This is a genomic window from Cupriavidus sp. 291-E7 (genome assembly GCF_057798835.1).
In genome coordinates this window covers 71335-94994 of the sequence record NZ_JBYOJV010000017.1, presented here as the reverse complement: position 1 = coordinate 94994, position 23660 = coordinate 71335, and the positions used below count along the sequence as shown (strand labels likewise).

Sequence of the window (23660 nt, the reverse complement as noted above, 5' to 3'; positions counted from 1 at the left end):
CAGTCAGACCGGGGCCTTCACCTGTGCGCGCAGGTAGTCCACCACGCGCGCCACACGGGGCGGCAGCGACCATTCCGAGCGGTGAATCAGCCAGAGCTTGTCGATCACCGGCGCGTGGCAGTCCAGCACACGAATCTGGTCCTTCTGCGCAAATGCTTGGCGTGCATAGCGCGGGATCACGGTAAAGCCAAAGCCACGCGCCACCGGTTCCAGCATCAGGCTCACCTGATTGCTGAACCCGCGGCAAGGCAGCGTGTGCACGCCCGCGTTGCCAGGATAGTGGCGGCTCAACAGGCGGTTGGCCATTGTCTTGCCGTCTGGATGGTCGACAAAGCCGATGCGCTGGAGATCTTCCCAACCATGTACCTGTTCGCCAGCCGGGTAGACCAGTTCCAGCGGTTCCTCGCTGAACGGGCTCGCGGCCAGACGCGGCTCATCGGGCTTCAGCGATACCAGACCCACGTCGAAGCGGTTCTGCAGCACGCTTTCCAGCACTTCCGCATCGGGCGCGAAGCGATGGCGGATGATCAGCCCGGGCGTCTTTCCCTGCAGGTCCAGCAGACGCGGATACAGGAACAGGCCGATGCTGCCGGGGGTGATCAACCCCACGACACCGCTTTCGCCGTCGGCGCTGAGCCGGGCGCGCAGGCGGTCGTTGGCAACTTCCATGTCGCTGCAGTATTCCAGCAGCGCCTTGCCGGCCGGGGTCAGTTCAAGCGCGCGCGGGCGCCGAATCAGCAGCGGACCCAGCGCATCTTCGAGATGGCGGATGTGCTGGCTGACGGCGGCCTGCGTCAGCCCGAGCTCGTCCGCCGCGCTGGTGAAGCTGCCGTTCTGCGCCAGCATTGCGAACGAACGCAGCCATTGCGGGTTAAGCATAATGAACTCTTATTGAAGCGATAACGTGTAGATGGTTTTCATTATAGCGAGCCATGACTAATATCGCTGCATTGCAACACGCAGAGACAAACTCATGACTACGCCTGCACTTTTCACCCCGTTCACGCTGAAAGACGTTACGTTGCGCAACCGTATTGCGGTGCCGCCGATGTGCCAGTACAGCGCCATCGATGGCTTCACCAACGACTGGCACCTGTCCCACTACGCCGGTCTGGCGCGCGGCGGTGCCGGCCTGGTCATCGTCGAGGCCACGGCCGTGTCGCCGGAAGGCCGCATCTCCCCGGGATGCACGGGTTTGTGGAATGACGAGCAAGCCGTTGGCATGGCGCGCATTGCCGAAGCCATCAAGGCCGGCGGTGCCGTGCCCGGCATCCAGATCGCCCATGCCGGCCGCAAGGCCAGCGCGAACCGTCCGTGGGAAGGCGACGATCATATTCCCGAAGGCGACGACCGTGGCTGGAACACGATTTCGCCGTCGGCCAAGCCTTTCGGCGCGCATCTGTCGAAGATGCCCGAGGCGATGACCCAGGACGACATTGCCCGTGTCCAGGCCGATTTCGTGGCTGCCGCCAAGCGCGCCCGCGACGCCGGCTTCCAGTGGCTGGAGCTGCATTTCGCGCACGGCTACCTGGCGCAGAGCTTCTTCTCGGTCCACGGCAACGATCGCACCGACGAATACGGTAACGACGCCATCGGCCGTGGCCGCTTCCTGCTGGAAACGCTGGCCGCCGTGCGCGAAGTGTGGCCGAAGAACCTGCCGCTGACGGCACGCTTTGGCGTGATCGAGTACGACGGCAACGACGAGCAGACGCTCAAGGAGTCGATCGAACTGGTGCGCGCCATGCGTGAAGGCGGCCTGGACATGCTGAACGTCAGCGTCGGCTTTTCCACGCCGAATGCGCAGATTCCGTGGGGTCCGGCCTTCCTGGCGCCGATCGCCGAGCGCGTGCATCGTGAAGCCGGTCTGCCGGTGGCGTCGTCCTGGGGTATCGACGACCCCGTGGTGGCCAACCGCGTGGTCGAAGAAGGCCAGATGGACCTGGTGATGGTGGGTCGCGCGATGCTGTCGAATCCGCACTGGCCGTACCAGACCGCGATGAAGCTCGGTGTGGAGCGCCCGTCGTGGGTTCTGCCCGCGCCGTACGCCCACTGGCTCGAACGCTATCGCGTGCAGTCGGCCTGAGCCTGAGGCCGCGCTGGCCGGGTCAGAACGATCCGACCAGCGTGCCCAGCGCGATCACGACCGTCAGGGCCAGCAACGGCCCGACGATGCCGACCATCACAATGCCGCCGTAGCTTTGCCTGTGCGTGGCGCCGCAGACAGCCAGCAGCGTTACCACAGCGCCGTTGTGCGGCAGGGTATCGAGCGTGCCCGCGCTCATCACGGCCACGCGATGCAGCACCGCCGGGTCCAGGCCGATTTCCAGCGCGCGCAGCAGATACGTGCCGCCAAGCGCGTCAAGCGCGATTGTGAGTCCACCCGATGCGGAGCCGGTCAGCGCCGACAGCACGTTGGTGGCCACGGCCAGCGATACCAGCGGGCCGCCTTCTATCGACAACACCCAGTCCCGCACGATGGCAAAGCCGGGCAGGGCGGCGACGACCGCGCCGAATCCCACCAGGCTCGCCACACTGAGTACCGGCAGGGCGGCCGCGTGCGCGCCCGCGCCAGCGGTCTCGCGTAGCGCGGGCAGGCGCCGGAAGTTCAGCAGCACCAGGCACAGCACGGCTGCGCTCAGCGCCACGATCACGGACCAGACGCCGCCGACGGTCTGCAGCGTCGTCGCGCCCCATTCGGGCAGGGCCAGATAGTCGGCGTCCAGGCGCGGCAGTACCGCGAGGCTCATCAGCAGGTTGACGGCGATCACGACGACGAGCGGCAACAGCGCGACGAACGCGCTGGGCGCCTCGACGCTGCGCTGGCCCTGCAGTGTTTCGGCCGGATCGAATTCTCGCGCCGTACTGGCGCGTTCGCGGATCAGCGGCCGCTCGGCCACCGCGCCAACGCCGGCCACATCGGCCACGTCGGCTACATCGGCCGGCAACCCCACGCCATAACCTTCGCCCTTGCGGCGCGCGGCGCCCTCGCAGCGCGCCAGCCACCACATGCCGAATGTCAGCATGATCAGGCTGGCGATGATGCCGAGCCCAGGCGCCGCGAACGGTGTGGTGCTGAAGAACGGCATCGGTATCGCATTCTGGATTGCCGGCGTGCCGGGCAGTGCCGACATCGTGAACGTCGACGTGCCCAGCACGATTGCCGCGGGCATCAGCCGGTGCGGAATATCTGCCGCGCGAAACAGCGCGTGGGCCATCGGTGCCAGCACGAAAAACGCCACGAACAGGCTCACGCCGCCATAGGTGAGCAGCGCGCCGGCCAGTACCACGGCCAGCATCGCCCGGCGTGGCCCGAGCGTCCGGGTCATCCAGTTCGCAATCGCCATCACGGACCCGCTATCGTCCATCAGCTTGCCGAACAGCGCGCCGAGCAGGAATAGCGGAAAGAACTGCGCGACAAATCCGGCGGCCGTGCCCATGAAGGTCTGGGTCCAGTGCGCCAGCAGCGGTTGTCCGGCCGTGGCCGCGGCCAACAGTGCGGCGGCGGGGGCGATGAGAAGGATGCTCCAGCCACGGAACGCCATCCAGATCATCGCCCCCAGGGCGATGACGATGCCTAGCAGGCCCACGATTCACACCTCCTGCAGCAGTTCGTCGAGATCGAACGAGGACTTGCGGCCCAGTGCATCGCCGTGGGCCGTCAGGAATTGCTCCGCCGCCGCGCGGCCCTCGTCGCGCAGCAGGCACAGGAACGGCCACTCGGCATTCATCTTCGAGGAGGAACCGAACTCCCCCATGCGGTCGCTGGCGATGCGATGGATGCGCATGCCGGCCCATTGCGCGCCCTCGGCATCGCCGGGGTCCGCCACACGCTGCAGCACGGCGATCATGCGCAGTTCCTTGAGCAGGGCGGCATTGAACGAGATCTCGTTGACGCGGCCCAGAATGTCTCGCGCGCTGCGCGGCACGCCTTCCCGCGCCACCGGATTTATCTGCACGAGGATCGTGTCGCGCGACTGGCATTCGCGTACCAGCGGGGTGATGGTCGGATTGCCGGCGTACCCGCCGTCCCAGTAAGGCACCCCGTCGATTTCCACGGCCTGGAATACGGTCGGCAGGCAAGCCGATGCCAGCAGTACGCTGGCCGTGACCTCGGTGTTCTTGAACACGCGGCCCCGGCCGGTCTCGACATTGGTGGCCGTGACAAAAAGATGGATCGGCGCCTGCGCCAGGACGTCGAAGTCGATGCTGGCGTGCAGGATCTCGGCCAACGGATTGCTGCCGGCCTTGTTCAGGTCATAGGGCGACCAGATCCGCGCGGCCAGGTCGGCGGCAACGAACAGTGGAGAATTGTCGAGGGTCCAGCGGCCCAGAATGATGTCCAGCGGACTGCGCCGGAATGGGCTGAAGCGCGAGGCGTCCGACACGCGGCGCCAGAAATCCTCCAGCGCTTGCCGCGCGCCGTCAGCGCCATTGAGCGCATGGCCGTGCACCAGCACGGCGGCATTCATCGCACCCGCCGAGGTGCCGGAAATGCCGTCAAGCTTGAGCCAGCGTTCTTCAAGCAGGCGGTCCAGCACGCCCCAGGTGAAGGCGCCGTGGGCGCCGCCGCCCTGCAGCGCCAGGTCAATCAGCAGCGGTTCCCGTGCCGCGCCCGGTACAGCGGTCTTGCCATCCTCGTTCATCCGACGCTCCCGAAGGTGAAACAGGTGAGGTACAAGCCGCTCTATTATTTGTTGTGCGGTGCAACTTCGGCAAGGAAGGTTTTCCGGGAAAGTCGATAGCGCCGGGTGTTGCTGGGTATTCAGATACTCAGCGAAGTGCTGAACTGCTCACAATGGATTTGTCGGAAGCCTGTGTGAATCCCAAGGGCGGTATCGATCCGCCATTTAGGAATGGCGTTTACTCAATGATCTCGAACTGATCGAAATACTGTTCGTTCAGAGTCAGACCCAATCCCGGCAGGTTGTCGTCGAGCTGCAGATACCCGTTGTCCGGCGCCGGTTCACCCTTGAAGATGTAGTAGAACAGTTCGTTGCCGACCTCCACGTCGTGCACCGGGAAGAATTCCGACATCGGCGACGCGGTGGACGCCATCGTCAGGTGATAGTTGTGCATCTGGCCCGCATGGGGAATCACGGGGACCGACCAGGCTTCGGCCATCGCATTGATTTTCTGTGCAGCGGTGATGCCGCCCACGCGATTGGTGTCGTACTGGATCACGTCGACGGCGCGACGCTCCAGCAGGTCCTTGAAGCCGTAGGACGTGAATTCATGCTCGCCGCCCGAGATCGGGAACGGGCTCATTTTCTTTAGCTCGGCATAGCCTTCGATGTCGTCGGCAATGACCGGTTCTTCGAGCCAGCGCGGATTGAATTCGGCCAGTCGGGGAATGATGCGGCGCGCGTATTCGAGCGTCCAGCCCATATAGCATTCGAGCATGATGTCGACGCCGTCTCCGACCAGTTCGCGTAGCAGCCGAACCTGTTCCAGGTTCTTCTGCATGCCGGCCGGTCCGTCCTTGGGGCCGTAGCCAAAGCGCATTTTCATTGCGGTGAAGCCCTGGTCCAGATAGCGCTGCGCTTCGCCAAGGAACGCGTCCCGGTCATCGTTGTTGTAGAGCTTCGACGCGTAGCACCAGATTTTTTCCTTGGTGCGTCCGCCCAGCAGCTTGAACACCGGCCGGCCCGTGGCCTTGCCCATCAGGTCCCACAGCGCGATATCCACGGCCGAGATGGCCGCCATGCCGATACCCTTGCGGCCCCAGGCGTGGGTGCGGCGGTACATCTTTTGCCACAGGTATTCGTTGTCGAACGGGTCTTGTCCGATCACGATCGGCGCCAGGTACTGGTCGACGATCTGCTTGGCCACGCGCGGGGCCAGCGCGCAGTTGCCGATGCCAACATGGCCGTCGTCGGTCTCCACTTCCACCACAAGCCAGCCGTGAAAGCGGAACGATCCCATCGCGTCGCCGCGATCAAACAGGATGTCCGTGGCGTTGGTGCAGAAGTGCGCCTGCGGCGGCACGGTCTTGCCTTTCCATTCGAATACGCGCGCGCGGACGTTGGTGATCTTCATGGTGGGTTCCTTTGAGCGTCAGAGTCAGGCGGCGTGGGCATTGGCCAGGCGGCGGGCACCCATCTGGCAGGCCAGATGGAATGCCTGCAACGTGGCGCCCGGATTGGCGCGGCCCTGTTGTGCGATATCGAAAGCGGTGCCGTGCGCGGGCGTGGTGATCGGCACGGGCAAGCCACCCTGGATGGTCACGCCGCGCGAGAAGCCCATCAGCTTGATGCCGATCTGGCCCTGGTCGTGGTACATCGTGACGATGGCGTCGAACTGCCGCTGCTCCGGGCCGCCCTGTACCTTCAGAAAGATCGTGTCCGCCGGGAACGGACCCTGCGCCGCCACGCCGCGCGCCTGCGCGGCTTCCACGGACGGGCCGATCACGTCGATTTCCTCGCGGCCGAACGCACCGTTGTCGCCGTTGTGCGGATTCAGGCCGCACACGGCGATGCGCGGCGTGGCCACCCCAGCCTGGCGCAGCGCGGTGTCGATCAGATCGATCGCATCGCGCACACGCTCCGGCGTAATCAGCGCGGGCACCTCCTTGATGGCGACATGCGACGTGACGCGCGACGTCCACAGGCCGTCCAGCACATTGAACTCGCAGAACGGGCCGCGATAGCCGAGCTTCTGCGCAAACCAGTGCAGTTCGTCGTTGTGGCCCATGCCGGCGGCATGCATCGAGCTCTTGTTCAGCGGTCCGAACAGGATGGCATCGGCCTGACCGGCCTGCGCCAGGTTCAGCGCCACCTGCAAGGTGCCCAGGCAGTAGCGGCCGCCTTCCGTGCTGGCTTCACCGCGTGGATAGACGGGTTTGTCGTCCAGCGCCCAGTGGTAGAGCCGGGGCCCCTGTTCGGTGCCCTGGAAGTCGGGCCGCTCCACCTCGGGCAGCGACAACCGGACGCCTGCCACCTCCATCGCGCGCTGCCATTCGTCGCGGTCGGCAATCAGAAGGATGCGTGCCTGCGCGGCAACGGGGTCGGCCAGCAGCCGGGCGATCAATTCGGGGCCGATGCCGGCGGGATCGCCGAGCACCATCGCAATACGGGGACGTTTGGTCATGATCAGTGGAGACAATCGAATTCAACGCATCAATCGAATCAATGGAATCAGTCGAGCTTGACGCCGAGTTCGGCGATCAGCTTGCCGTACCGCGCATATTCGCTGCGCGAGAAGGCGTCGAACTGGGCAGGGTCCATCGCACCGGGCACGGCGCCGACATCGCCAAGGCGGCGAATCGTGTCGGGGTCCTTCATCACCTGCGTCATCGCGGCACTGATCTTCTGCAGCGTGGCGGGCGGCGTGCCGGCGGTGGCATAGACGCCGTACCAGGTATTGGCCTGGATATCGGGCAGGCCAGCCTCTTTCAGCGTCGGCACGTTGGGCAGGAGTGCCGACCGCTTGTCGGACGTCACCGCCAGCGCGCGCAGCTTGCCGGCCTTGATATGGTTGATGACCGAAGGCATGGTTTCGAAGCTCATGTCCACCTGGCCGCCCATCAGGTCAACCAGTCCGCTGGCGCTGCTCTTGTAGGGCACGTGCAGCATCTTGCCGTGGATCTGATGGACGAAGGCTGCCGCGGCCAGATGCTGCGTGCTGCCGACGCCCGACGAGCTGTAGCGATACTTGTCCGGGTTGGCCTGGATCTGCGCCACCAGCGTCCGGGCATCCTGAATCGGTAACTGGTTGTTGACGACCAGTACATTGGGCACCTGGGCAACCAGCGCCACCGGCACCAGATCCTTGAGCGGATTGAACTGCAGCTTGAGCAGATGCGGCGCGATAGCCTGGGAAGTCGATACCCCCATCAGCAGGGTATTGCCGTCGGGCTGCGCCTTTGCGGTGATATCGGCGGCGATCGTATTCGATGCACCGGGCCGGTTGTCCACCACCACCGGCTGTTTGAGGATGGCGGCCAGCTTGTCGGACACGATGCGCGCCATGATATCGGTGCCACCGCCAGGCGCGGCGCCCACCATCATGCGAACCGGACGGGCATCGTCCGCCCATGCCGCGGGTATTGCCACGCTGAACCACGCAATGCCAGCCAGTGCCCCGGCCATCCATGTCTTCATGTCTGTCTCCGTCGTTTGCAGTCTGTGCTGCGTGACGATCACTATACGGAGGCCGGCATCACTCGAAAACTGAGCATTTCTGAAGCGGCGATAAACGGCGGTGATATCCGGGTTAACGTGGGCAGGCACGGCGGGCGTGCCGGTGCGGGCCGCGAGCGATCACCGCAGGCGATCACCCTATGTGCAGGATTCAATAGGCAGCGGGCATGGGCGAGCCGTATATTGAGCGGCACGACATCCATAACGACATCACGACATCTGCAAGGAGACAGCATGACGACGCCCGTGTATCGCGGAGTGTTTCCCGTAGCGCCGACCATTTTCGATGCCCAGGGAGGGCTCGATCTCGATGGTCAGCGCCGTTGCATCGATTTCATGATCGATGCCGGATCGCACGGCATCTGCATCCTTGCCAATTTCTCCGAGCAGTTCGTCCTGACCGACGATGAGCGCCAGCTGCTGATGACGACCGTGCTCGACCACGTGGCGGGCCGTGTGCCGGTGATCGTGACCACCACGCATTTCAGCTCGCGTATCTGCGCCGAGCGTAGCCGCGCCGCCCAGGACGCCGGGGCGGCGATGGTGATGGTCATGCCGCCCTACCACGGCGCGACGATCCGTGTGCCGGAGCGGGCGATCCACGAGTTCTTCTCGGCGGTGTCGGCGGCCATCGACATCCCGATCATGATTCAGGACGCGCCGGTCAGCGGCACCACGTTGTCCGCGCCGTTCCTGGCGCGCATGGCCAGCGAGATTGCCAATGTGTCCTACTTCAAGATCGAGGTGCCGCAGGCCGCGGCCAAGCTGCGCGAGCTGATCGCGCTCGGTGGGGACGCGATCGTCGGACCGTGGGACGGCGAAGAAGCGATCACGCTGATGGCCGATCTGGAAGCCGGCGCGACCGGTGCGATGACCGGCGCGGGCTATCCGGACGGTATTCGCCAGATCCTCGATGCCTGGCAGGCTGGCGATGCCGAGGGCGCCGCCGATCGCTACCAGCAATGGCTGCCGTTGATCAACTACGAAAACCGCCAGGGCTGGCTGGCAACGGCCAAGGTGCTGATGCAGGAGGGCGGCGTGATCCGCTCGGATGCCGTGCGGCATCCTCTGCAACCGATGCATCCGGCCACGCGCGACGGATTGCTGAAGGTGGCGCGGCGGGTGGACCCGCTGGTATTGCGCTGGGGACGGTGAACCGTAAGCGTGCTATGCCGTGCGGTCACGCAGCGCATCGATCAGCAGACTCATCGACGCTGTCACCGGCCGTCCGTGCCGGGTGACGATGCCATACGGCCCAAGCTTGATCGGCAAGGGCAGGGGCAGCACGGCGAGCGCGCCGAGCTGCGCGTAGTACGCCGCCACCGATTCTGGCAGGACGGCAATCAGATCGCTGTCGATCAGCAATGACGTGGTCATCAGCACCGCTGCCGTCTCGATCGTCGACGGCGGCGGCGATACGCCGGCGTCTTCGAACGAACGGTCCAGCAGCGCGCGCATCGGGCTGGGCCGAGGCTGCATGATCCACGGAAAGCGTGTCAGCTCGGCGAACTGCAGCTTGCGCTTGCGCGCGAGCGAATGCTGGGGGCCGACGACGATGGCGAGTCCTTCGTCGCCCAATTGCTCGAATTCCACGCCGCTGCCATACCATCCCTCGGGTACGCGGCCGAGCACGATATCGAGCTGGTCGCGCTCCAGCAGGGGCACCAGCACGTCGCTGGTATCGACCTGCACGGCGATTTCCAGTTGGGGATGGTCGCGGTTCAGATCGCGGATGACGTCGGCCAGCAAGCCCGGCGCGGGAGCCATGACCGCGCCCACGCGCACGCGGCCGATCTTGCCGGACTCAAGCGCGACCAGTTCATCGCGCAACCCGGCCATATCGGCGAACACGAGCTTGGCGTAGCGGGTGGCGGCCGTGCCAAAGCGCGTGGCGCGCAGTCCGCGAGCGTGCCGTTCGAACAGCGCCACGCCGAGCAGGTCTTCCATGTCCTGCAGCATCTTGCTGACCGCCGGCTGCGACAAGGTGAGCGCATCGGCCGCCTGGCGCAGCGATCCTCGCTCCTCGATGGCCACGAGCAGGCGCAGGTGCTGCATTTTCAGGCGGTTGTGCAGGGCGGATACCGAAGGAATCATGATGGGCAAGAGAACGTGGCGCATCATTCTAATGCGCCGGTTCGGGTTCGAGGTCCGCGACGCGATATGCGCGCGCTCACCCCAGCTTTCCCATTTTCCTCTCCGCCTGTTCTGTGCGGATACCGGCCGCGAGTCTTTCACCACTGAAAGGTGGTTTGTGCATTGCGGAAATCATCGCCACCCCTGAAATCTGCGGGCCTCCGAGCAGGAAAAGCGCATCGCTGTTGCGCTGCATCGCAACATGAAAGCGTTGCGTTTTTCGACGGTAATCGCTCGTTCCATTGCCTTGACTTTGCATGATCTGAAGTCTTACGCTCCCGCTCATTGCAATTAGACGTTCGCATGTAGAACGCCGGTTCGATATGCGGTCAATTCGGATCTCAGGAGACAAGCCTTGAACAAGGTTGCCGGATTTTTTACAGAACTGATGCGCCGGTACTTGCCGGACCCCTTTGTGTTTGCCATCGGCCTGACGCTGTTGAGCATGGTGATGGCAATGGTGGTGGAGGGGCAGGGTGCCAGCGCCATCATCACGAACTGGGGCAAGGGATTCTGGAACCTGCTTTCGTTCACCACGCAGATGGCCGTGATTCTGGCGATGGGCTATGTGCTCGCTACCGCGCCACTGGTGGACCGGTTCCTCGATGGCATCGTGGCCAGGGTGCAGACGCCGCGCGGCGCCATCATCGTTGCCACGCTCGTGGGCGGTATCGGCAGCTACCTGAACTGGGGTTTCGGGCTCGTGATTGGCGGCATCATCGCGCGCAAGCTGGCGCTGAAGGTCAAGGGCGTGCACTACCCGCTGATCATCGCCTCGGCCTATAGCGGCTTCACGATGTACGGCCTGGGTCTGTCCGCGAGTATTCCGGTGCTGATCTCCACGCCGGGACATCCGATGGAAAAGCTGATGGGTGTGATCGCGCTGAAAGACACGATCTTCTCCCTGCCGATGCTGCTGACCAGCCTGGCCGTGATCGTCACGCTGCCGCTGCTCAACGCAATGCTGCATCCGCGCGATGCCCGCGACGTCGTGGAAATCAAGGAAGACGCCTCGGCCAAGGAAAGCACGGCGGGCGGCCACAGCATGGGTATCGAGAACACGCTGGCCGCGCGCATGAACAACAGCCGCCTGCTGAGCCTGCTGATCGGGCTGTGCGGCGTGGCCTATGCGGTGCTGTACTTCGTGCAGGGCGGCACGCTGGACCTGAACCTGATCAACTTCCTGATCCTGTTCATCGGCGTGCTGCTGCTGGGCACCCCGGCCAACTACGTCGCCAAGCTGAACGAAGGCATCAAGACGATTTCGGGCATCATCCTGCAGTATCCGTTCTACGCGGGCATCATGGCGGTGATGGCAGGCTCGGGACTGGTGGATACCATCTCGCGCGTGTTCGTCGATATCGCCACGCCGCAGACCCTGCCGTTCTGGGGCCTGGTCAGCAGCTTTGTCATCAACTTCTTTGCCCCGTCGGGCGGCGGTCACTGGGTGATCCAGGGTCCGTTCATGATCGACGCGGCCAAGGCCATCGGCAGTTCCGTGGCGCAGACGTCGATGTCGGTGATGCTGGGCAACGCGTGGAACGACCTGGTGCAGCCGTTCTGGATCCTGCCGGCGCTGGCGCTCTCGAAGCTCAAGCTCAAGGACGTGATGGGCTACACCGTGATCATGATGTTCTGGGTCGGCGCGATCTACATCGTGGCGCTGCTGGCCTGGGGTATGTTGACGCACTGATACCACCACTGGGAGACCTCGCATGCCGTACCTGATTGAAACGTTCGACAAGCCCAACCACCAGCACGTGCGCCAGGCCCACCGGCCCGCGCACCTGGATTACCTGGAAGCCAACAAGAAGCTTCTGCTGGCCTGCGGCGCGAAGCTCAACGACGACGGCAGCGATGGCGGCGGCGGCATCTACATCCTCGATGTCGACACACGCGAGGCCGCCCAGGCCTTTATCGAAGCCGATCCATTCCATCAGGCGGCACTGTTTGCCGAGGTCAAGATCGTGCGCTGGCGCAAGGCCTACCTCGACGGCGTGCGCCATATCTGAGGCTGTCATGAAGCGATGGAAGCAACGGCCCGAAGGCGCCAACTGGGGCGACTTCGGCGACGACGACCAACTCGGCCGCCTGAACCTGATCACGCCGGCATGCGTCCGCGCTGCCGCGCGGGAGATTCGCAGCGGCCGTACGTTCTGCCTGTCGTTGCCGCTGGACCTGCCCGGCGGCAACGTACTGAATCCGCGCCGGCATCCGCCGGTGCTGCGGCCCACGTTCCGCGACGACGTCGCGTATGTGAACTTTCCGCTGGCCAAGGTCGACCCGCGCGCGTTGGATGTGCTCAGTGACGACCAGGTGCTGCTGTCCATGCAGTACTCCACCCAGTGGGATTCGCTGGCACACGTGGGCGCGCTGTTCGATGCCGATGGCGATGGCGTGGCCGAACGGGTCTATTACAACGGTTTCCGGCCCAACACCGATATCGTCGGCCCGGTCGACTACGCGGAATCCGACCACTTCGCCGCGCATCCGTGCGGCCATGACCATAGTCACGCCGAGGCGCTGGGTATCGAGACATTCGCGACGCATGGCATCCAGGCTCGCGGCGTGCTGGTCGACCTGGCGGAACACTTTGGGCGCGAATGCCGTACGGTCGGCTATGACGACCTGATGCGCGTACTTGACGCGGACAAGGTCGAGGTAGCCACCGGCGACGTGCTCGTGCTGCGCACCGGATTTGCCGAGATGCTGGTCGAAATGGCCGGCAAGCCCGACGCCGAGGTGCTGCACAACAGCTGCTGCGCGCTGGATGGCCGCGACGACAAGCTGCTGCAATGGATTACCGGGTCCGGCATCGCCGCGATTGCCGCCGACAACTACGCCGTCGAGCGCTACCCGGCGCGTCCGGTACCCGAAGAAAAGGGGCCGGTGCCGATGCTGCCGCTGCACCACCATTGCCTGTTCAAGCTGGGTTTGCCGCTGGGCGAGCTGTGGTACCTGCGCGACCTGGCCACGTGGCTGCGCGATGAACGCCGTAGCCACTTTTACCTGTCGGCGCCGCCACTGCGGTTGCCCGGCGCGATGGGGTCGCCCGTCACCCCCGTCGCCACTGTCTGAATCCGCCACGTTTTCAAGAAGGAGCTGCCATGCTGTTCATGGTCGAAATGACTGTCCGTATTCCACATTCGCTCGACCCGCAATTGGTGGAGAAGATCAAGGCCGACGAGAAGGCGTACTCGCAGCAGTTGCAGCGGGAGGGCAAATGGCGCCATCTGTGGCGCGTTGCCGGGCTTTACGCCAACGTGAGCATCTTCGACGTCAAGGATGCCGACGAGCTGCACGCGACCCTGACGGCGCTGCCGCTGTATCCCTACATGGACATGAAGGTCACCGCGCTGGCGCAGCATGGTTCGGCCATCGCCCAGAACTGAGCGGGAGCTGACCATGCCGTTCGCTGAACTTTCCGACGTCAAACTGCATTACCAGCTCGATGGCGACGCCAATCTTCCGGTGCTGGTGCTGTCCAATTCGCTCGGTACGAACTTCGAAATGTGGCAGCCGCAGATGGCCGCACTGACACAGCACTTCCGTGTCCTGCGCTATGACACGCGCGGTCATGGCCGCTCGTCGGTGACCGAAGGCCCTTACAGCATCGCCCAGCTTGGCGGTGATGTGATTGCGCTGCTGGACCATCTGGGTCTGCAGCGCGTGCATTTCTGTGGCTTGTCGATGGGCGGCATCACGGGGATGTGGCTGGCCTTGCACCATGCGAGCCGGCTGGACAAGCTCGTGCTCTGCAACACGGCCGCCTATATCGGCCCGCCTGAGAACTGGACCAATCGCGCCGCTGCCGTTGAGCGCGATGGCGTGGGATCGATAGCTGCTGCTGTCGTCGACAAATGGCTCACGCCCGATTTCTCGGCACAGCAACCGGAACTGGTGCAGCGGTTGCGCGCCATGCTCGGCAGTACCGACGCACGCGGCTACGCCGCCAACTGCCTGGCCGTCCGCGATTCCGACCTGCGTGGCGAGATCGGCCGCATCACGACGCCCACGCTGGTCATCGCCGGTTCGGGAGACATCCCGACGCCACCCGCTGACGGCCGCTTTCTGGCCGAAACCATTCCGGGCGCGCAGTACGTGGAACTGTACGCGGCACATCTTTCCAACCTCCAGCAGGTGGACGGGTTCAGCCAGGCCGTGGTGAAGTTTCTTGGCGGCTGACAATCGGCCGGGCCCAAACCGTTGATAACATCGCCGCCTGGACAATTTCTGGATTCAGGATGGCGATGACGAAGGGACGTTGGCCGCTGTGGCGCATTGGCATGGCGGGTCTGGGCACGTTGCTGCTGGCCGATGCGGTCATGCTCGCGGCCGGGGGCGTGTTCAATTTTGGCATTGTGCTGCCCGCGGCGATCGGGGTGGTGGCGCTGATCCTGGCGTTTCGCTGGGACGCGCTATCGCGCTGGCGCCATGCACGTCCGCGCATTCAGTGGCTGTGGCGCGCCGCGTGGATCATCTTCGCCGTCTGGCTGGTCAGCGTGGCGATCTTCTTCCGGTTCATCGTCAGCAGCACCACCGTGGATGCCACCGCGCGGACGGTGCCGACGGCGATCATCGTGCTGGGCTCCGGCTCGCCGGGCTGCACCGTTTCTCCCACGCTGAAGGCTCGTCTCGACAAGGCACTGACGCTGGCGCGCAACGTGCCGGGGGTGCCGGTCGTGGTCAGTGGCGGGCGCGATTTCGGCGGCATGGACTGCACCGAAGCCGGCTTGATGGCGGACTACCTGGCCGCACAGGGGCTGGCGAGCGAGCGGCTGATTCTGGAGGACCGCAGCACCAGCACCGACGAGAACCTGCGCTTCAGCCGCCGCCTTCTGACACAGCGCGGCGTCGATACCACGGGCCCGCTCGTGGTTGTGACCAGCGATTTCCACGTACCGCGCGCCGAACGGATTGCCCGCAAGGCGGGCTTCGCGTCCGTGTCGGGCGTGGGAGCGCCGACCCCGCTCTATATGCGTTACAACGCCTGGCTGCGCGAATACTTCGCCTATATCAGCGGGTGGCTGTTGCGCGAATACTGATCAGCCCGGCATGCCGAAATGGTCCGCGCGGGCCATCGGCCAGTATTTTTCCCAGAGGCTGAAACGGAGATTGCCGTTGACGAGATCGCCCGGCTGCAGGAAGTCGAACAGTTCGGACATCGGCTTCACTTCGCTGGGCGACAGGCGGCGCACGATGTGATGCGGCGTCAGGTCTCCAGGCGAATGGAGGCCGGCCGCCTGCAGTAGCTCCTGCAGCGCATGCACCGTGTGACGATGGAAATTGGCAACGCGCTCGGCCTTGTCCGGTACCACGATTGCGCGCTGCCGGATCGGGTCCTGCGTTGCCACGCCCACCGGGCAGCGGTCCGTATGGCATTTCTGTGCCTGCACGCAGCCCAGCGCAAACATGAATCCACGGGCGGCATTGCACCAGTCGGCACCCAGCGCTAGCGTGCGCGCGATATCGAACGCGCTGATCAGCTTGCCGCTGGCACCAATGCGGATCTTGTCGCGCAGATTCGCGCCAACCAGCGTGTTGTGCACCAGCAGCAGACCCTCCTGCAACGGCACGCCAATATGGTCGACGAATTCCAGCGGCGCGGCACCGGTGCCACCTTCCGCGCCGTCGACCACGATGAAGTCCGGCAGGATGCCCGATTCCAGCATGGCCTTGACGACGCCAAAGAAGTCCCACGGATGGCCGATGCACAGCTTGAAGCCGGTAGGCTTGCCGCCGGACAGGTTGCGCAGGCGGTCAACGAACTGCAGCAATTCCAGCGGCGTCGAGAATTCGCTATGGGCGGCCGGAGACACGCAGTCAACGCCCATCGGTACCCCGCGCGTGGCCGCGATCTCGGGCGTGATCTTGGCCGCCGGCAGCACGCCGCCGTGGCCCGGCTTGGCCCCTTGCGACAGCTTCACCTCGATCATCTTGACCTGCGGGTCGGCGGCCTGCTTTGCAAACAGGTCGGGGTCGAAGCTGCCATCGGCCCGGCGGCAGCCAAAGTAGCCCGAACCCAGCTCCCAGATCAGATCGCCACCTTCCGCGCGGTGATACGGCGAGATCGAACCCTCGCCCGTGTCGTGCGCAAAGCCGCCAATCTTCGCACCGCGATTGAGCGAGCGGATCGCGTTGGCGGACAGCGCGCCAAAGCTCATCGCGGACACATTGAACACGGACATCTCGTAGGGCTGCGCCCGGTCGGCACCGACCGTGACACGGAAGTTGGCCGAAGCAATTTTCGTTGGTGCCAGTGAATGGCTGATCCATTCATAGCCGGGGCGCTTCACGTCCGATTCGGTGCCGAACGGCCGGCTGTCCACCTCGTTCTTGGCGCGCTGGTACACGAGGCTGCGTTGCGCGCGCGAAAACGGCGACTCGGAAGTATCGTCCTCGATGAAGTACTGCCGGATTTCCGGGCGGATGAATTCCAGGAAAAACCGCGCATGGCCCCAGATCGGGTAATTGCGCAGGATGGCGTGACGCTGCTGCATCAGATCGTGGGCGCCCACCAGGCAAAGCGCCAGGGGCAGCGCCACCCACCACCAGGACAGGGCATCAGTGGCCGCAAGCCAGGTCAGGACAATCAGGCCGCAGGCCGACAGGGCCACGGCGCCATAACGACGCTCGAACATGTTGGGGGACTCGTGTGGTTCTTTGGTAACCCTCGATGATGACGTGGGTTGCTGACAAAGTGAAGTATCGGCCCTGGAATCGCTGTCTTGATCGATAGACAACAAAAGGTGCGAAGGGGACGGCAAAGGCACGGCAAAGGGCATCAATTGCCGGCAAGTGGATTCTGGCGCATTTCCCGGCGCTTTGCTGCGGCGCCGCGTTTGCGCCGGCGGGGCGGTGGGATAAAGTACGCCGCAGACCTATAAGGAGACAGCGATGGACCTGCGGCAACGCGAGCACATCGAAACGGTGGTGCACGCCACCACCTGGCTGCCCCTGCCCGCCGAATCCGCCAAGCCGATCGGGCATGACGCGGTGATCCAGAGTTCATGGCGGCGCTGCGTCCATCAATACGGTCTGGACCCATCGCGCATGCAGGAAGCGCGGATCGTGCCGCAGTCCTGCCTGCGGGAGCACCAGCAACGAATCGACGATTTCGCGCGGATTGCCCGCCACGGTCTGGAGTCTCTATATAGCCAGGTGGCCGGACTCGGCTACGTCGTGTTGCTGACCGACGCCCAGGGCGTGACCGTGGACTACATTGGCGACGCCACGACCGACGCCGCCCTGCGCCACGCCGGGCTTTACCTCGGTTCGGAATGGAGCGAAGCCGGCGCGGGCACCTGCGCCGTGGGGACGGTGCTGGTGACCGGTGAGGCGCTGACCGTCCATCAGGCCGATCACTTCGACGCCACGCACATTCCGCTCACCTGTACCGCCGCGCCATTGTTCGATACCCAGGGCCGCCTGAACGCAGTGCTGGACATCTCGGCGTTGACTTCGCCCGACGCCAAGGCCAGCCAGGGCCTGGCATTGCAGATGGTGCGGATCTACGCGGCTCACATCGAGAACGCCAACTTCCTGCGTGCGCATCACCGGGACTGGATACTGAAGCTGAACGTCGCACCCGAGTTCGTCGATGTCAGCCCGGAATATCTGCTGGCGCTCGACGATGCCGGGCGCATCATCGGCTGCAACAACCGCGCGCGGCGCATGCTGGAGAGCGAAAGCCCGGGCACCCCGGTGCTCGGCCAGTCGTTCGAGGCGCTGTTCGACGCCCGCCTGGAAGACCTCGGGCGATACGTCTATTCGCGGCCCAGCGAGCAACGCCTGGTGGCGCTTCATCGCAGCGGCGGCCTGCTTTACCTGAGCGTGATGCCGCCGGCGTTGCGATGGCATGCGCGCACGGAGACGCAAGCGCCGGCGCAATTGCCGCCTTCCCTTGCGGCGCTAAGCGGGGGCGACCACGCGATGGCGCAGCAATTGCAACGCGCGGCGCGGCTTGTGGATTCGCGCATCCACCTGTTGATCCAGGGGGAAACCGGCAGCGGCAAGGAATACCTGGCCAAGGCGCTGCATCAGGCAAGCGCGCGGCGCGGCCAGCCATTCGTCGCGTTCAACTGCGCGGCGATTCCCGAGACGCTGATTGAGAGCGAGTTGTTCGGCCATCTGCCAAACAGTTTTTCCGGGGCGGGGTCGCGCGGCAAGCGTGGCCTGATCCAGGAAGCCGACGGCGGTACGCTGTTCCTCGACGAGATCGGTGACATGCCGCGCGACCTGCAATCGCGGTTGCTGCGCGTGCTGGCGGAGGGCGAAGTGCTGCCCGTGGGCGCCACCCGGCCGGTACCGGTCAACCTGCGCGTGATCTCGGCTACCCACCACAGGCTGGAGGCGCTCGTGGAAACGGGGCAGTTCCGGGAGGATCTCTTTTACCGCCTGAACGGGGCGCGCTTTGAACTGCCGCCGCTACGCGAGCGCCAGGATCTGGACTGGCTGATCGACAAGATGCTGGCCGATGGCGGACAGCGCAGTGCCACGCTCTCAGGCGCGGCAAGGCAACGGCTGCACGCGCACCGCTGGCCCGGCAACCTGCGCGAGCTGCGCAACGTGATCGAATACGCCTGTGCGATCTGCCAGGGCGGCGTGATCGAACCGGAAGACCTGCCCGATGGTCTGGCGGGCCATGCCGATACGCCTCGCGCCTTGCCAGCTGCCGGGACGCCGCAAGGCTTGCCGCCCGAGGCCATGCTTCTGATGCAGTACCTGCGTGCGTCGGGCTGGAATCTGAGCGCCGTGGCGCGCCAGATCGGCGTGAGCCGGATGACGCTGTACCGCCGCATGGAGCGGTATGGCATTGCATCGCCCAACCGTCGCGACGGCCACGGCAGCGACCAGGGCGCGTGATCGACAAGACGACTGTCCAGCGCGGGACAGCTGTACTGTGACACCTGTCACGTCAAGCCACGGGCCGAAGGCGTCCTGACGGCGTTTCCGCTGCGGGTTATCCCGCGGATACCCGGCCAATTTCCCCGGTTTTTGCATACGGCGGCCACTGGCACACCCATTGCAATGATCCCTGTCACCACAAGCGCGACAGGAGACAGGTCATGGGGGCACCGTTGGTCGGCATCATCGCCAATCCCGTATCGGCGCGCGATATCCGCCGCGTGATCGCCAACGCCAACAGCCTGCAACTGGCTGACCGCGTCAACATCGTGCTGCGCCTGCTGGCGGCGCTGGCCGCATGCGGCATCGACCGCGTGATGATGATGCCGGACCGCGAGGGCCTGCGCGTCATGCTGACCCGCCATCTGGATCGTCACCAGGGCCCCGACGCCAATCTGCCGCGCGTCGAATTCATCGATATGCCGGTCACCGCGCGCGTCGACGATACGTTGCACGCCGCCCGCTTCATGGCCGATGCCGGTGTGGCCGTGATCATCGTGCTGGGCGGCGATGGCACGCATCGCGCGGTGGTGCGCGAATGCGGCTCGGTGCCGATTGCCGGGCTGTCCACCGGCACCAACAATGCCTTCCCCGAAATGCGCGAGCCAACCATCACCGGGCTGGCCGCCGGGCTCTATGCCACGGGACGTATTCCGGCCAGCCAGGCGCTGGCATCGAACAAGCGGCTCGATATCGTGATTCGGGACGCCGACGGCGGCTTCAGGCGCGATATCGCGCTGGTCGATGCCGTCATCGCGCATGAGCAGTTCATCGGTGCACGGGCGCTGTGGCGCGCCGATACGCTCGCGGCCGTCTACGTTGCCTATGCCGATCCACAGGCGATTGGCCTGTCCGCCATCGCCGGTCTGCTCGATCCGGTGGGCCGGCGCGATCCGGGCGGCCTTGCCATCGAACTGGCACCGGCTGGTGAAGGCGCCTTCGACCTCGTGGCGCCAATTGCGCCGGGGCTGCTTTGCACGGTGCCGATCGCGGCGTGGCACCGCATCGAACATGCGCGCCCGCATCGCGTGCGGCAGCGCGTTGGCATCGTTGCGCTGGACGGCGAGCGCGAGCTGGCGTTCGGACCGCGCGACGAAGTCACCGTCACGCTCCACGATCACGCGTTCCGCAGCATCGACGTGGCCGCATGCATGCGCCATGCCGCGCGCGAGCACCTGATGCGCCGCGTGCCAGCCATCCCCTGACAGCCGTTCATTCCACACCACAAGGCAGTACCACCACCAAAGGAGACGACCATGAGCGCCAGTACCTCGCAGTCAGCGCAGCTACCCCTCGATAAGGAGACCCTGCTGTCCGTGTACCGCAAGATGCGGACGATCCGCGATTTCGAGGAGCGTCTGCACGTCGATTTCGGCCGCGGGGATATCCCCGGATTCGTGCACCTGTACGCCGGTGAGGAAGCGGCCGGCGTGGGCATCCTGCACCATCTGAACGATGGCGACCGCATTGCCAGCACGCACCGCGGCCACGGTCACTGCATTGCCAAGGGCGTGGACCCGGTGGCGATGATGAAGGAGATCTACGGCAAGAAGGGCGGCTCCTGCAACGGCAAGGGCGGGTCGATGCATATCGCGGATCTGTCCAAGGGAATGATGGGCGCCAACGGCATCCTGGGCGCGGGCGCACCGCTGATCTGCGGCGCAGCGCTGGCGGCCAAGTTTCGCGGCAAGGGCGAGGTCGGTATCACGTTCTGCGGCGATGGCGCATCGAATCAGGGCACCTTCCTGGAAAGCCTGAATCTGGCCGCCGTGTGGAACCTGCCGGTGATCTTTGTCATCGAGAACAACGGCTATGCGGAATCGACATCGCGCGACTATGGCACGGCCGTCGACAGCTATGTCGATCGGGCGGCCGGCTTCGGGATTCCCGGTGTCACCGTCGATGGCACCGATTTCTTTGCCGTGCATGAGGCCGCCGGTGAAGTCATCCGCCGCGCGCGCGAAGGTGGCGGGCCTTCGCTGCTGGAATGCAAGATGGTCCGCTTCTACGGCCATTTCGAAGGCGACGCGCAGACCTATCGCGGTGCCGGCGAGCTGGACGACATCCGCGCCAACAAGGATTGCCTGAAGCTGTTCACGCGCGCCGTCACGCAGGCGGGGGTGATTACGCGCGAGGAATTCGAGACGATCGACCGCGAGGTGGCCACGCTGATCGACCACGCCGTGCAGGAAGCCAAGGCCGCGCCGTTGCCGGGGCCGGAAGACCTGCTGACCGATGTCTATGTGAGCTACTAAGCCATTCCAAAACAAAGGAGACAGCATCATGGCCCGAAAACTCAGCATGAAACTGGCGATCAACGAGGCGATCGACCAGGAAATGACCCGCGATCCGAGCGTGATCATGCTCGGTGAAGATATCGTCGGCGGTGCCGGCGCGGACGGCGAGCAGGACGCCTGGGGCGGCGTGCTAGGCGTCACCAAGGGACTCTATGCCAAGCACGGCGACCGTCTGCTCGACACGCCGCTATCCGAATCGGCCTATGTGGGCGCCGCCATCGGCGCCGCCGCGTGTGGCATGCGACCGATTGCCGAACTGATGTTCATCGATTTCATGGGCGTCTGCTTCGACCAGATCTTCAACCAGGCCGCCAAGTTTCGCTACATGTTCGGCGGCCGCGCGGAAACACCGGTGGTGATCCGGGCAATGGTCGGCGCCGGATTCCGCGCCGCCGCGCAGCACAGCCAGATGCTGACGCCGATCTTCACGCATATTCCGGGGCTCAAGGTTATTTGCCCATCCACGCCGTATGACACGAAGGGACTGCTGATCCAGGCGATCCGCGACAACGATCCGGTCATCTTCTGCGAGCACAAGAACCTGTACGGGCTGGAGGGCGATGTGCCCGAAGGCGCCTACACGATTCCGTTTGGCGAAGCCAATATCGCGCGCGACGGCAAGGACGTGACCATCGTGAGTTACGGGTTGATGGTGCACCGGGCACTGGAGGCGGCGGCCACGCTGGCCAAGGAAGGCATCGAGGCCGAGGTGATCGACCTGCGCACGCTTTCCCCGCTGGACATGGACACGGTGCTTGAATCGGTCGAGAACACTGGCCGCCTGGTTGTGGTGGACGAAGCCAGCCCGCGCTGCAACATCGCCACCGACATTGCCGCGCAGACCGCGCAGCAGGCATTTGGCGCGCTCAAGGCAGGCATCGAGATGGTCTGCCCGCCGCACACGCCGGTGCCGTTTTCGCCCACGCTCGAAGACCTGTATATCCCCAGCGCCGCCCGCATCGCGGAAGCCGCGCGCAAGACCATGAAGGGAGGCAAGCACTGATGGCCGCAGCAATCACCCCGATCGTGATGCCCAAATGGGGCCTGTCGATGAAGGAAGGCACGATCAATGCCTGGCTGGTCGACACTGGCGCCGAGATTACCGTGGGCATGGCGATCCTCGATGTGGAAACCGACAAGATCGCCAACGCCGTGGAGGCGCCCGACGCGGGCACGCTGCGGCTCAAGGTGGCCGAAGCGGGAGACGTGTTGCCCGTGAAGGCGCTGCTTGGCGTTCTGGCACCCGATGAGGTTAGCGATGCGGAGATCGACGCGTATGTCGCCAGCTATGAAGCGCCGGCCGATGACGAAGACGAGGGCGAGGCCGGCCCCGCCTTCCAGTTCGTCGAGGTCGACGGCTTGCGCGTGCGCTATGCCCGAAGAGGACATGGCGACGAAGCGGTGGTATTCCTGCACGGCTTCGGCGGCGACCTCGACAACTGGCTTTTCAACCTCGACCCGCTGGCGGAAACGTACACCGTGGTGGCGCTGGACTTGCCGGGGCATGGGCAGACTACGCCCAGACTTGCTGGCGCGACGCTGGCGGAAATGGCCGGCTTCGTGACGCGCTTTCTCGATGCGCTGGACATCGACCGCGCACATCTGGTCGGCCATTCGATGGGCGGCGGCATCGCCGCGCAACTGGCCGTCGATGCGCCGCAGCGCGTGCTCTCCGTCGCATTGGTTTCGCCCGTTGGCTTTGGCGACGAAATCAATAACGGCTACACGGAGGGCTTCGTCAACGCACAGTCACGGCGCGACCTGAAACCGGTCATCGAACTGCTGTTCGCCAACCCCGATCTGGTCAGCCGGCAGATGCTGGACGACCTGCTGCGCTACAAGCGTCTGGACGGCGTGTCCGAAGCATTGACGGAACTGGGAACAAGCCTGTTCGCGGGCGGCCGGCAACGCGAGCAGCCAGGCAAGCGTCTGGCGGACACCGACAAGCGCACGCTGGTGATCTGGGGCGCGCAAGACCGGATCATCCCACCCGCACATGCGGAGAACGCACCGCCCGGAGCCTCGGTGACCGTGTTCGAGGACGCCGGACACATGAGCCAGTTGGAGAAGGCAGGGGAGGTGAACGGCTTGTTGAAGGGGCATCTGGCGGGCTAGTCGGGTGCCGGGGTGGCGTGTTGCGGGTTGACGCGCCACCCGTTTCGCAAACCGATGGCGCGCATCGATA

Annotated in this window: 22 protein-coding genes; 13 read left to right on the top strand and 9 right to left on the bottom strand. The window is 64.8% G+C overall.

Annotated elements, in window-relative coordinates:
- Positions 1 to 3: 3 nt before the first annotated feature.
- Positions 4 to 879 (bottom strand): LysR family transcriptional regulator, encoded by an 876-nt coding sequence (locus AC3FLX_RS25600; RefSeq protein ID WP_488700136.1) that lies wholly within the window; start codon positions 877 to 879, stop codon positions 4 to 6.
- 94 nt (positions 880 to 973) lie between these two features.
- Here AC3FLX_RS25600 and AC3FLX_RS25595 point away from each other — a divergent pair, with 94 nt between their 5' ends.
- Positions 974 to 2083: an NADH:flavin oxidoreductase/NADH oxidase gene (locus AC3FLX_RS25595; protein WP_488700135.1), complete on the top strand. Its 1110-nt coding sequence runs from the start codon at positions 974 to 976 to the stop codon at positions 2081 to 2083.
- A 22-nt stretch (positions 2084 to 2105) separates the two neighbouring features.
- On the opposite strand, the gene AC3FLX_RS25590 is transcribed toward AC3FLX_RS25595, so the two are convergent.
- From AC3FLX_RS25590 to AC3FLX_RS25570, 5 genes are all read right to left on the bottom strand, one after another.
- Positions 2106 to 3587: a GntP family permease gene (locus tag AC3FLX_RS25590; RefSeq protein WP_488700134.1), complete on the bottom strand. Its 1482-nt coding sequence runs from the start codon at positions 3585 to 3587 to the stop codon at positions 2106 to 2108.
- A 3-nt stretch (positions 3588 to 3590) separates the two neighbouring features.
- Positions 3591 to 4643: a patatin-like phospholipase family protein gene (locus AC3FLX_RS25585; RefSeq protein WP_488700133.1), complete on the bottom strand. Its 1053-nt coding sequence runs from the start codon at positions 4641 to 4643 to the stop codon at positions 3591 to 3593.
- 217 nt (positions 4644 to 4860) lie between these two features.
- Positions 4861 to 6036, bottom strand: coding sequence for an L-rhamnonate dehydratase (locus tag AC3FLX_RS25580; RefSeq protein ID WP_488700132.1), 1176 nt, complete (start codon positions 6034 to 6036; stop codon positions 4861 to 4863).
- A gap of 24 nt (positions 6037 to 6060) precedes the next feature.
- Positions 6061 to 7086: a 4-hydroxythreonine-4-phosphate dehydrogenase PdxA gene (locus AC3FLX_RS25575; RefSeq protein WP_488700131.1), complete on the bottom strand. Its 1026-nt coding sequence runs from the start codon at positions 7084 to 7086 to the stop codon at positions 6061 to 6063.
- Positions 7087 to 7133: 47 nt separating this feature from the next.
- Complete coding sequence (locus AC3FLX_RS25570; RefSeq protein WP_488700130.1) at positions 7134 to 8099, bottom strand: Bug family tripartite tricarboxylate transporter substrate binding protein; 966 nt, start codon at positions 8097 to 8099, stop codon at positions 7134 to 7136.
- A 273-nt stretch (positions 8100 to 8372) separates the two neighbouring features.
- Between AC3FLX_RS25570 and AC3FLX_RS25565 the strand changes: the two genes are divergently transcribed.
- Positions 8373 to 9293 carry a dihydrodipicolinate synthase family protein gene (locus tag AC3FLX_RS25565; protein ID WP_488700129.1) on the top strand — a complete coding sequence of 307 codons (921 nt, stop codon included), beginning with the start codon at positions 8373 to 8375 and terminating at the stop codon, positions 9291 to 9293.
- A gap of 12 nt (positions 9294 to 9305) precedes the next feature.
- Here the strand turns inward: AC3FLX_RS25565 and AC3FLX_RS25560 are convergent, their stop codons facing one another.
- The gene (locus AC3FLX_RS25560; RefSeq protein WP_488700187.1) at positions 9306 to 10232 is read right to left on the bottom strand and encodes a LysR family transcriptional regulator; all 927 of its coding nucleotides are present in this window, start codon (positions 10230 to 10232) and stop codon (positions 9306 to 9308) included.
- Positions 10233 to 10308: 76 nt separating this feature from the next.
- Entirely contained in the window at positions 10309 to 10530 is a 222-nt protein-coding gene (locus AC3FLX_RS25555) for a hypothetical protein (protein WP_488700128.1), read from the bottom strand.
- A 96-nt stretch (positions 10531 to 10626) separates the two neighbouring features.
- On the opposite strand from AC3FLX_RS25555, the gene AC3FLX_RS25550 reads away from it, so the two are divergent.
- From AC3FLX_RS25550 to AC3FLX_RS25525, 6 genes are all read left to right on the top strand, one after another.
- On the top strand, positions 10627 to 11964 hold the full coding sequence (locus AC3FLX_RS25550) for a short-chain fatty acid transporter (RefSeq protein ID WP_488700127.1): 1338 nt from the start codon (positions 10627 to 10629) through the stop codon (positions 11962 to 11964).
- 22 nt (positions 11965 to 11986) lie between these two features.
- Complete coding sequence (locus tag AC3FLX_RS25545) at positions 11987 to 12283, top strand: YciI family protein (RefSeq protein WP_488700126.1); 297 nt, start codon at positions 11987 to 11989, stop codon at positions 12281 to 12283.
- A gap of 7 nt (positions 12284 to 12290) precedes the next feature.
- On the top strand, positions 12291 to 13349 hold the full coding sequence (locus tag AC3FLX_RS25540; protein WP_488700124.1) for a cyclase family protein: 1059 nt from the start codon (positions 12291 to 12293) through the stop codon (positions 13347 to 13349).
- A 29-nt stretch (positions 13350 to 13378) separates the two neighbouring features.
- On the top strand, positions 13379 to 13663 hold the full coding sequence (gene catC / locus AC3FLX_RS25535; RefSeq protein WP_488700123.1) for a muconolactone Delta-isomerase: 285 nt from the start codon (positions 13379 to 13381) through the stop codon (positions 13661 to 13663).
- A 13-nt stretch (positions 13664 to 13676) separates the two neighbouring features.
- Positions 13677 to 14456, top strand: a complete 780-nt coding sequence (pcaD, locus tag AC3FLX_RS25530) for a 3-oxoadipate enol-lactonase (RefSeq protein WP_488700122.1) — start codon at positions 13677 to 13679, stop codon at positions 14454 to 14456.
- Between the two features lie 65 nt (positions 14457 to 14521).
- The gene (locus AC3FLX_RS25525) at positions 14522 to 15316 is read left to right on the top strand and encodes a YdcF family protein (RefSeq protein ID WP_488700121.1); all 795 of its coding nucleotides are present in this window, start codon (positions 14522 to 14524) and stop codon (positions 15314 to 15316) included.
- On the opposite strand, the gene AC3FLX_RS25520 is transcribed toward AC3FLX_RS25525, so the two are convergent.
- A complete protein-coding gene (locus tag AC3FLX_RS25520) occupies positions 15317 to 16912 on the bottom strand; it encodes an FMN-binding glutamate synthase family protein (RefSeq protein WP_488700119.1) in 1596 nt (531 codons plus the stop codon).
- A 256-nt stretch (positions 16913 to 17168) separates the two neighbouring features.
- On the opposite strand from AC3FLX_RS25520, the gene AC3FLX_RS25515 reads away from it, so the two are divergent.
- From AC3FLX_RS25515 to AC3FLX_RS25495, 5 genes are all read left to right on the top strand, one after another.
- Positions 17169 to 19136, top strand: a complete 1968-nt coding sequence (locus AC3FLX_RS25515; protein WP_488700118.1) for a sigma-54-dependent Fis family transcriptional regulator — start codon at positions 17169 to 17171, stop codon at positions 19134 to 19136.
- A 203-nt stretch (positions 19137 to 19339) separates the two neighbouring features.
- Positions 19340 to 20383, top strand: coding sequence for an ATP-NAD kinase family protein (locus tag AC3FLX_RS25510; protein WP_488700117.1), 1044 nt, complete (start codon positions 19340 to 19342; stop codon positions 20381 to 20383).
- A 51-nt stretch (positions 20384 to 20434) separates the two neighbouring features.
- Positions 20435 to 21433 (top strand): thiamine pyrophosphate-dependent dehydrogenase E1 component subunit alpha, encoded by a 999-nt coding sequence (locus tag AC3FLX_RS25505; protein ID WP_488700116.1) that lies wholly within the window; start codon positions 20435 to 20437, stop codon positions 21431 to 21433.
- A 28-nt stretch (positions 21434 to 21461) separates the two neighbouring features.
- Entirely contained in the window at positions 21462 to 22478 is a 1017-nt protein-coding gene (locus tag AC3FLX_RS25500) for an alpha-ketoacid dehydrogenase subunit beta (protein ID WP_488700115.1), read from the top strand.
- Positions 22478 to 23590, top strand: a complete 1113-nt coding sequence (locus AC3FLX_RS25495; RefSeq protein WP_488700114.1) for an acetoin dehydrogenase dihydrolipoyllysine-residue acetyltransferase subunit — start codon at positions 22478 to 22480, stop codon at positions 23588 to 23590. The genes AC3FLX_RS25500 and AC3FLX_RS25495 overlap by 1 nt, the downstream gene beginning before the upstream one ends.
- The last annotated feature ends 70 nt before the right edge of the window (positions 23591 to 23660 follow it).

What these genes read in the sequence shown, in the direction of transcription:
- AC3FLX_RS25540 (WP_488700124.1), top strand. Translation starts at nt 12,291, where the DNA reads ATGAAGCGATGGAAGCAACGGCCCGAAGGCGCCAACTGGGGCGACTTC.
- AC3FLX_RS25500 (WP_488700115.1), top strand. Translation starts at nt 21,462, where the DNA reads ATGGCCCGAAAACTCAGCATGAAACTGGCGATCAACGAGGCGATCGAC.
- AC3FLX_RS25515 (WP_488700118.1), top strand. Translation starts at nt 17,169, where the DNA reads ATGGACCTGCGGCAACGCGAGCACATCGAAACGGTGGTGCACGCCACC.
- AC3FLX_RS25575 (WP_488700131.1), bottom strand. Translation starts at nt 7,086, where the DNA reads ATGACCAAACGTCCCCGTATTGCGATGGTGCTCGGCGATCCCGCCGGC.
- AC3FLX_RS25545 (WP_488700126.1), top strand. Translation starts at nt 11,987, where the DNA reads ATGCCGTACCTGATTGAAACGTTCGACAAGCCCAACCACCAGCACGTG.
- catC (WP_488700123.1), top strand. Translation starts at nt 13,379, where the DNA reads ATGCTGTTCATGGTCGAAATGACTGTCCGTATTCCACATTCGCTCGAC.
- AC3FLX_RS25510 (WP_488700117.1), top strand. Translation starts at nt 19,340, where the DNA reads ATGGGGGCACCGTTGGTCGGCATCATCGCCAATCCCGTATCGGCGCGC.
- AC3FLX_RS25505 (WP_488700116.1), top strand. Translation starts at nt 20,435, where the DNA reads ATGAGCGCCAGTACCTCGCAGTCAGCGCAGCTACCCCTCGATAAGGAG.
- AC3FLX_RS25555 (WP_488700128.1), bottom strand. Translation starts at nt 10,530, where the DNA reads ATGCAAAGTCAAGGCAATGGAACGAGCGATTACCGTCGAAAAACGCAA.
- AC3FLX_RS25595 (WP_488700135.1), top strand. Translation starts at nt 974, where the DNA reads ATGACTACGCCTGCACTTTTCACCCCGTTCACGCTGAAAGACGTTACG.
- pcaD (WP_488700122.1), top strand. Translation starts at nt 13,677, where the DNA reads ATGCCGTTCGCTGAACTTTCCGACGTCAAACTGCATTACCAGCTCGAT.
- AC3FLX_RS25520 (WP_488700119.1), bottom strand. Translation starts at nt 16,912, where the DNA reads ATGTTCGAGCGTCGTTATGGCGCCGTGGCCCTGTCGGCCTGCGGCCTG.
- AC3FLX_RS25600 (WP_488700136.1), bottom strand. Translation starts at nt 879, where the DNA reads ATGCTTAACCCGCAATGGCTGCGTTCGTTCGCAATGCTGGCGCAGAAC.
- AC3FLX_RS25560 (WP_488700187.1), bottom strand. Translation starts at nt 10,232, where the DNA reads ATGATTCCTTCGGTATCCGCCCTGCACAACCGCCTGAAAATGCAGCAC.
- AC3FLX_RS25495 (WP_488700114.1), top strand. Translation starts at nt 22,478, where the DNA reads ATGGCCGCAGCAATCACCCCGATCGTGATGCCCAAATGGGGCCTGTCG.
- AC3FLX_RS25585 (WP_488700133.1), bottom strand. Translation starts at nt 4,643, where the DNA reads ATGAACGAGGATGGCAAGACCGCTGTACCGGGCGCGGCACGGGAACCG.
- AC3FLX_RS25570 (WP_488700130.1), bottom strand. Translation starts at nt 8,099, where the DNA reads ATGAAGACATGGATGGCCGGGGCACTGGCTGGCATTGCGTGGTTCAGC.
- AC3FLX_RS25565 (WP_488700129.1), top strand. Translation starts at nt 8,373, where the DNA reads ATGACGACGCCCGTGTATCGCGGAGTGTTTCCCGTAGCGCCGACCATT.
- AC3FLX_RS25525 (WP_488700121.1), top strand. Translation starts at nt 14,522, where the DNA reads ATGACGAAGGGACGTTGGCCGCTGTGGCGCATTGGCATGGCGGGTCTG.
- AC3FLX_RS25580 (WP_488700132.1), bottom strand. Translation starts at nt 6,036, where the DNA reads ATGAAGATCACCAACGTCCGCGCGCGCGTATTCGAATGGAAAGGCAAG.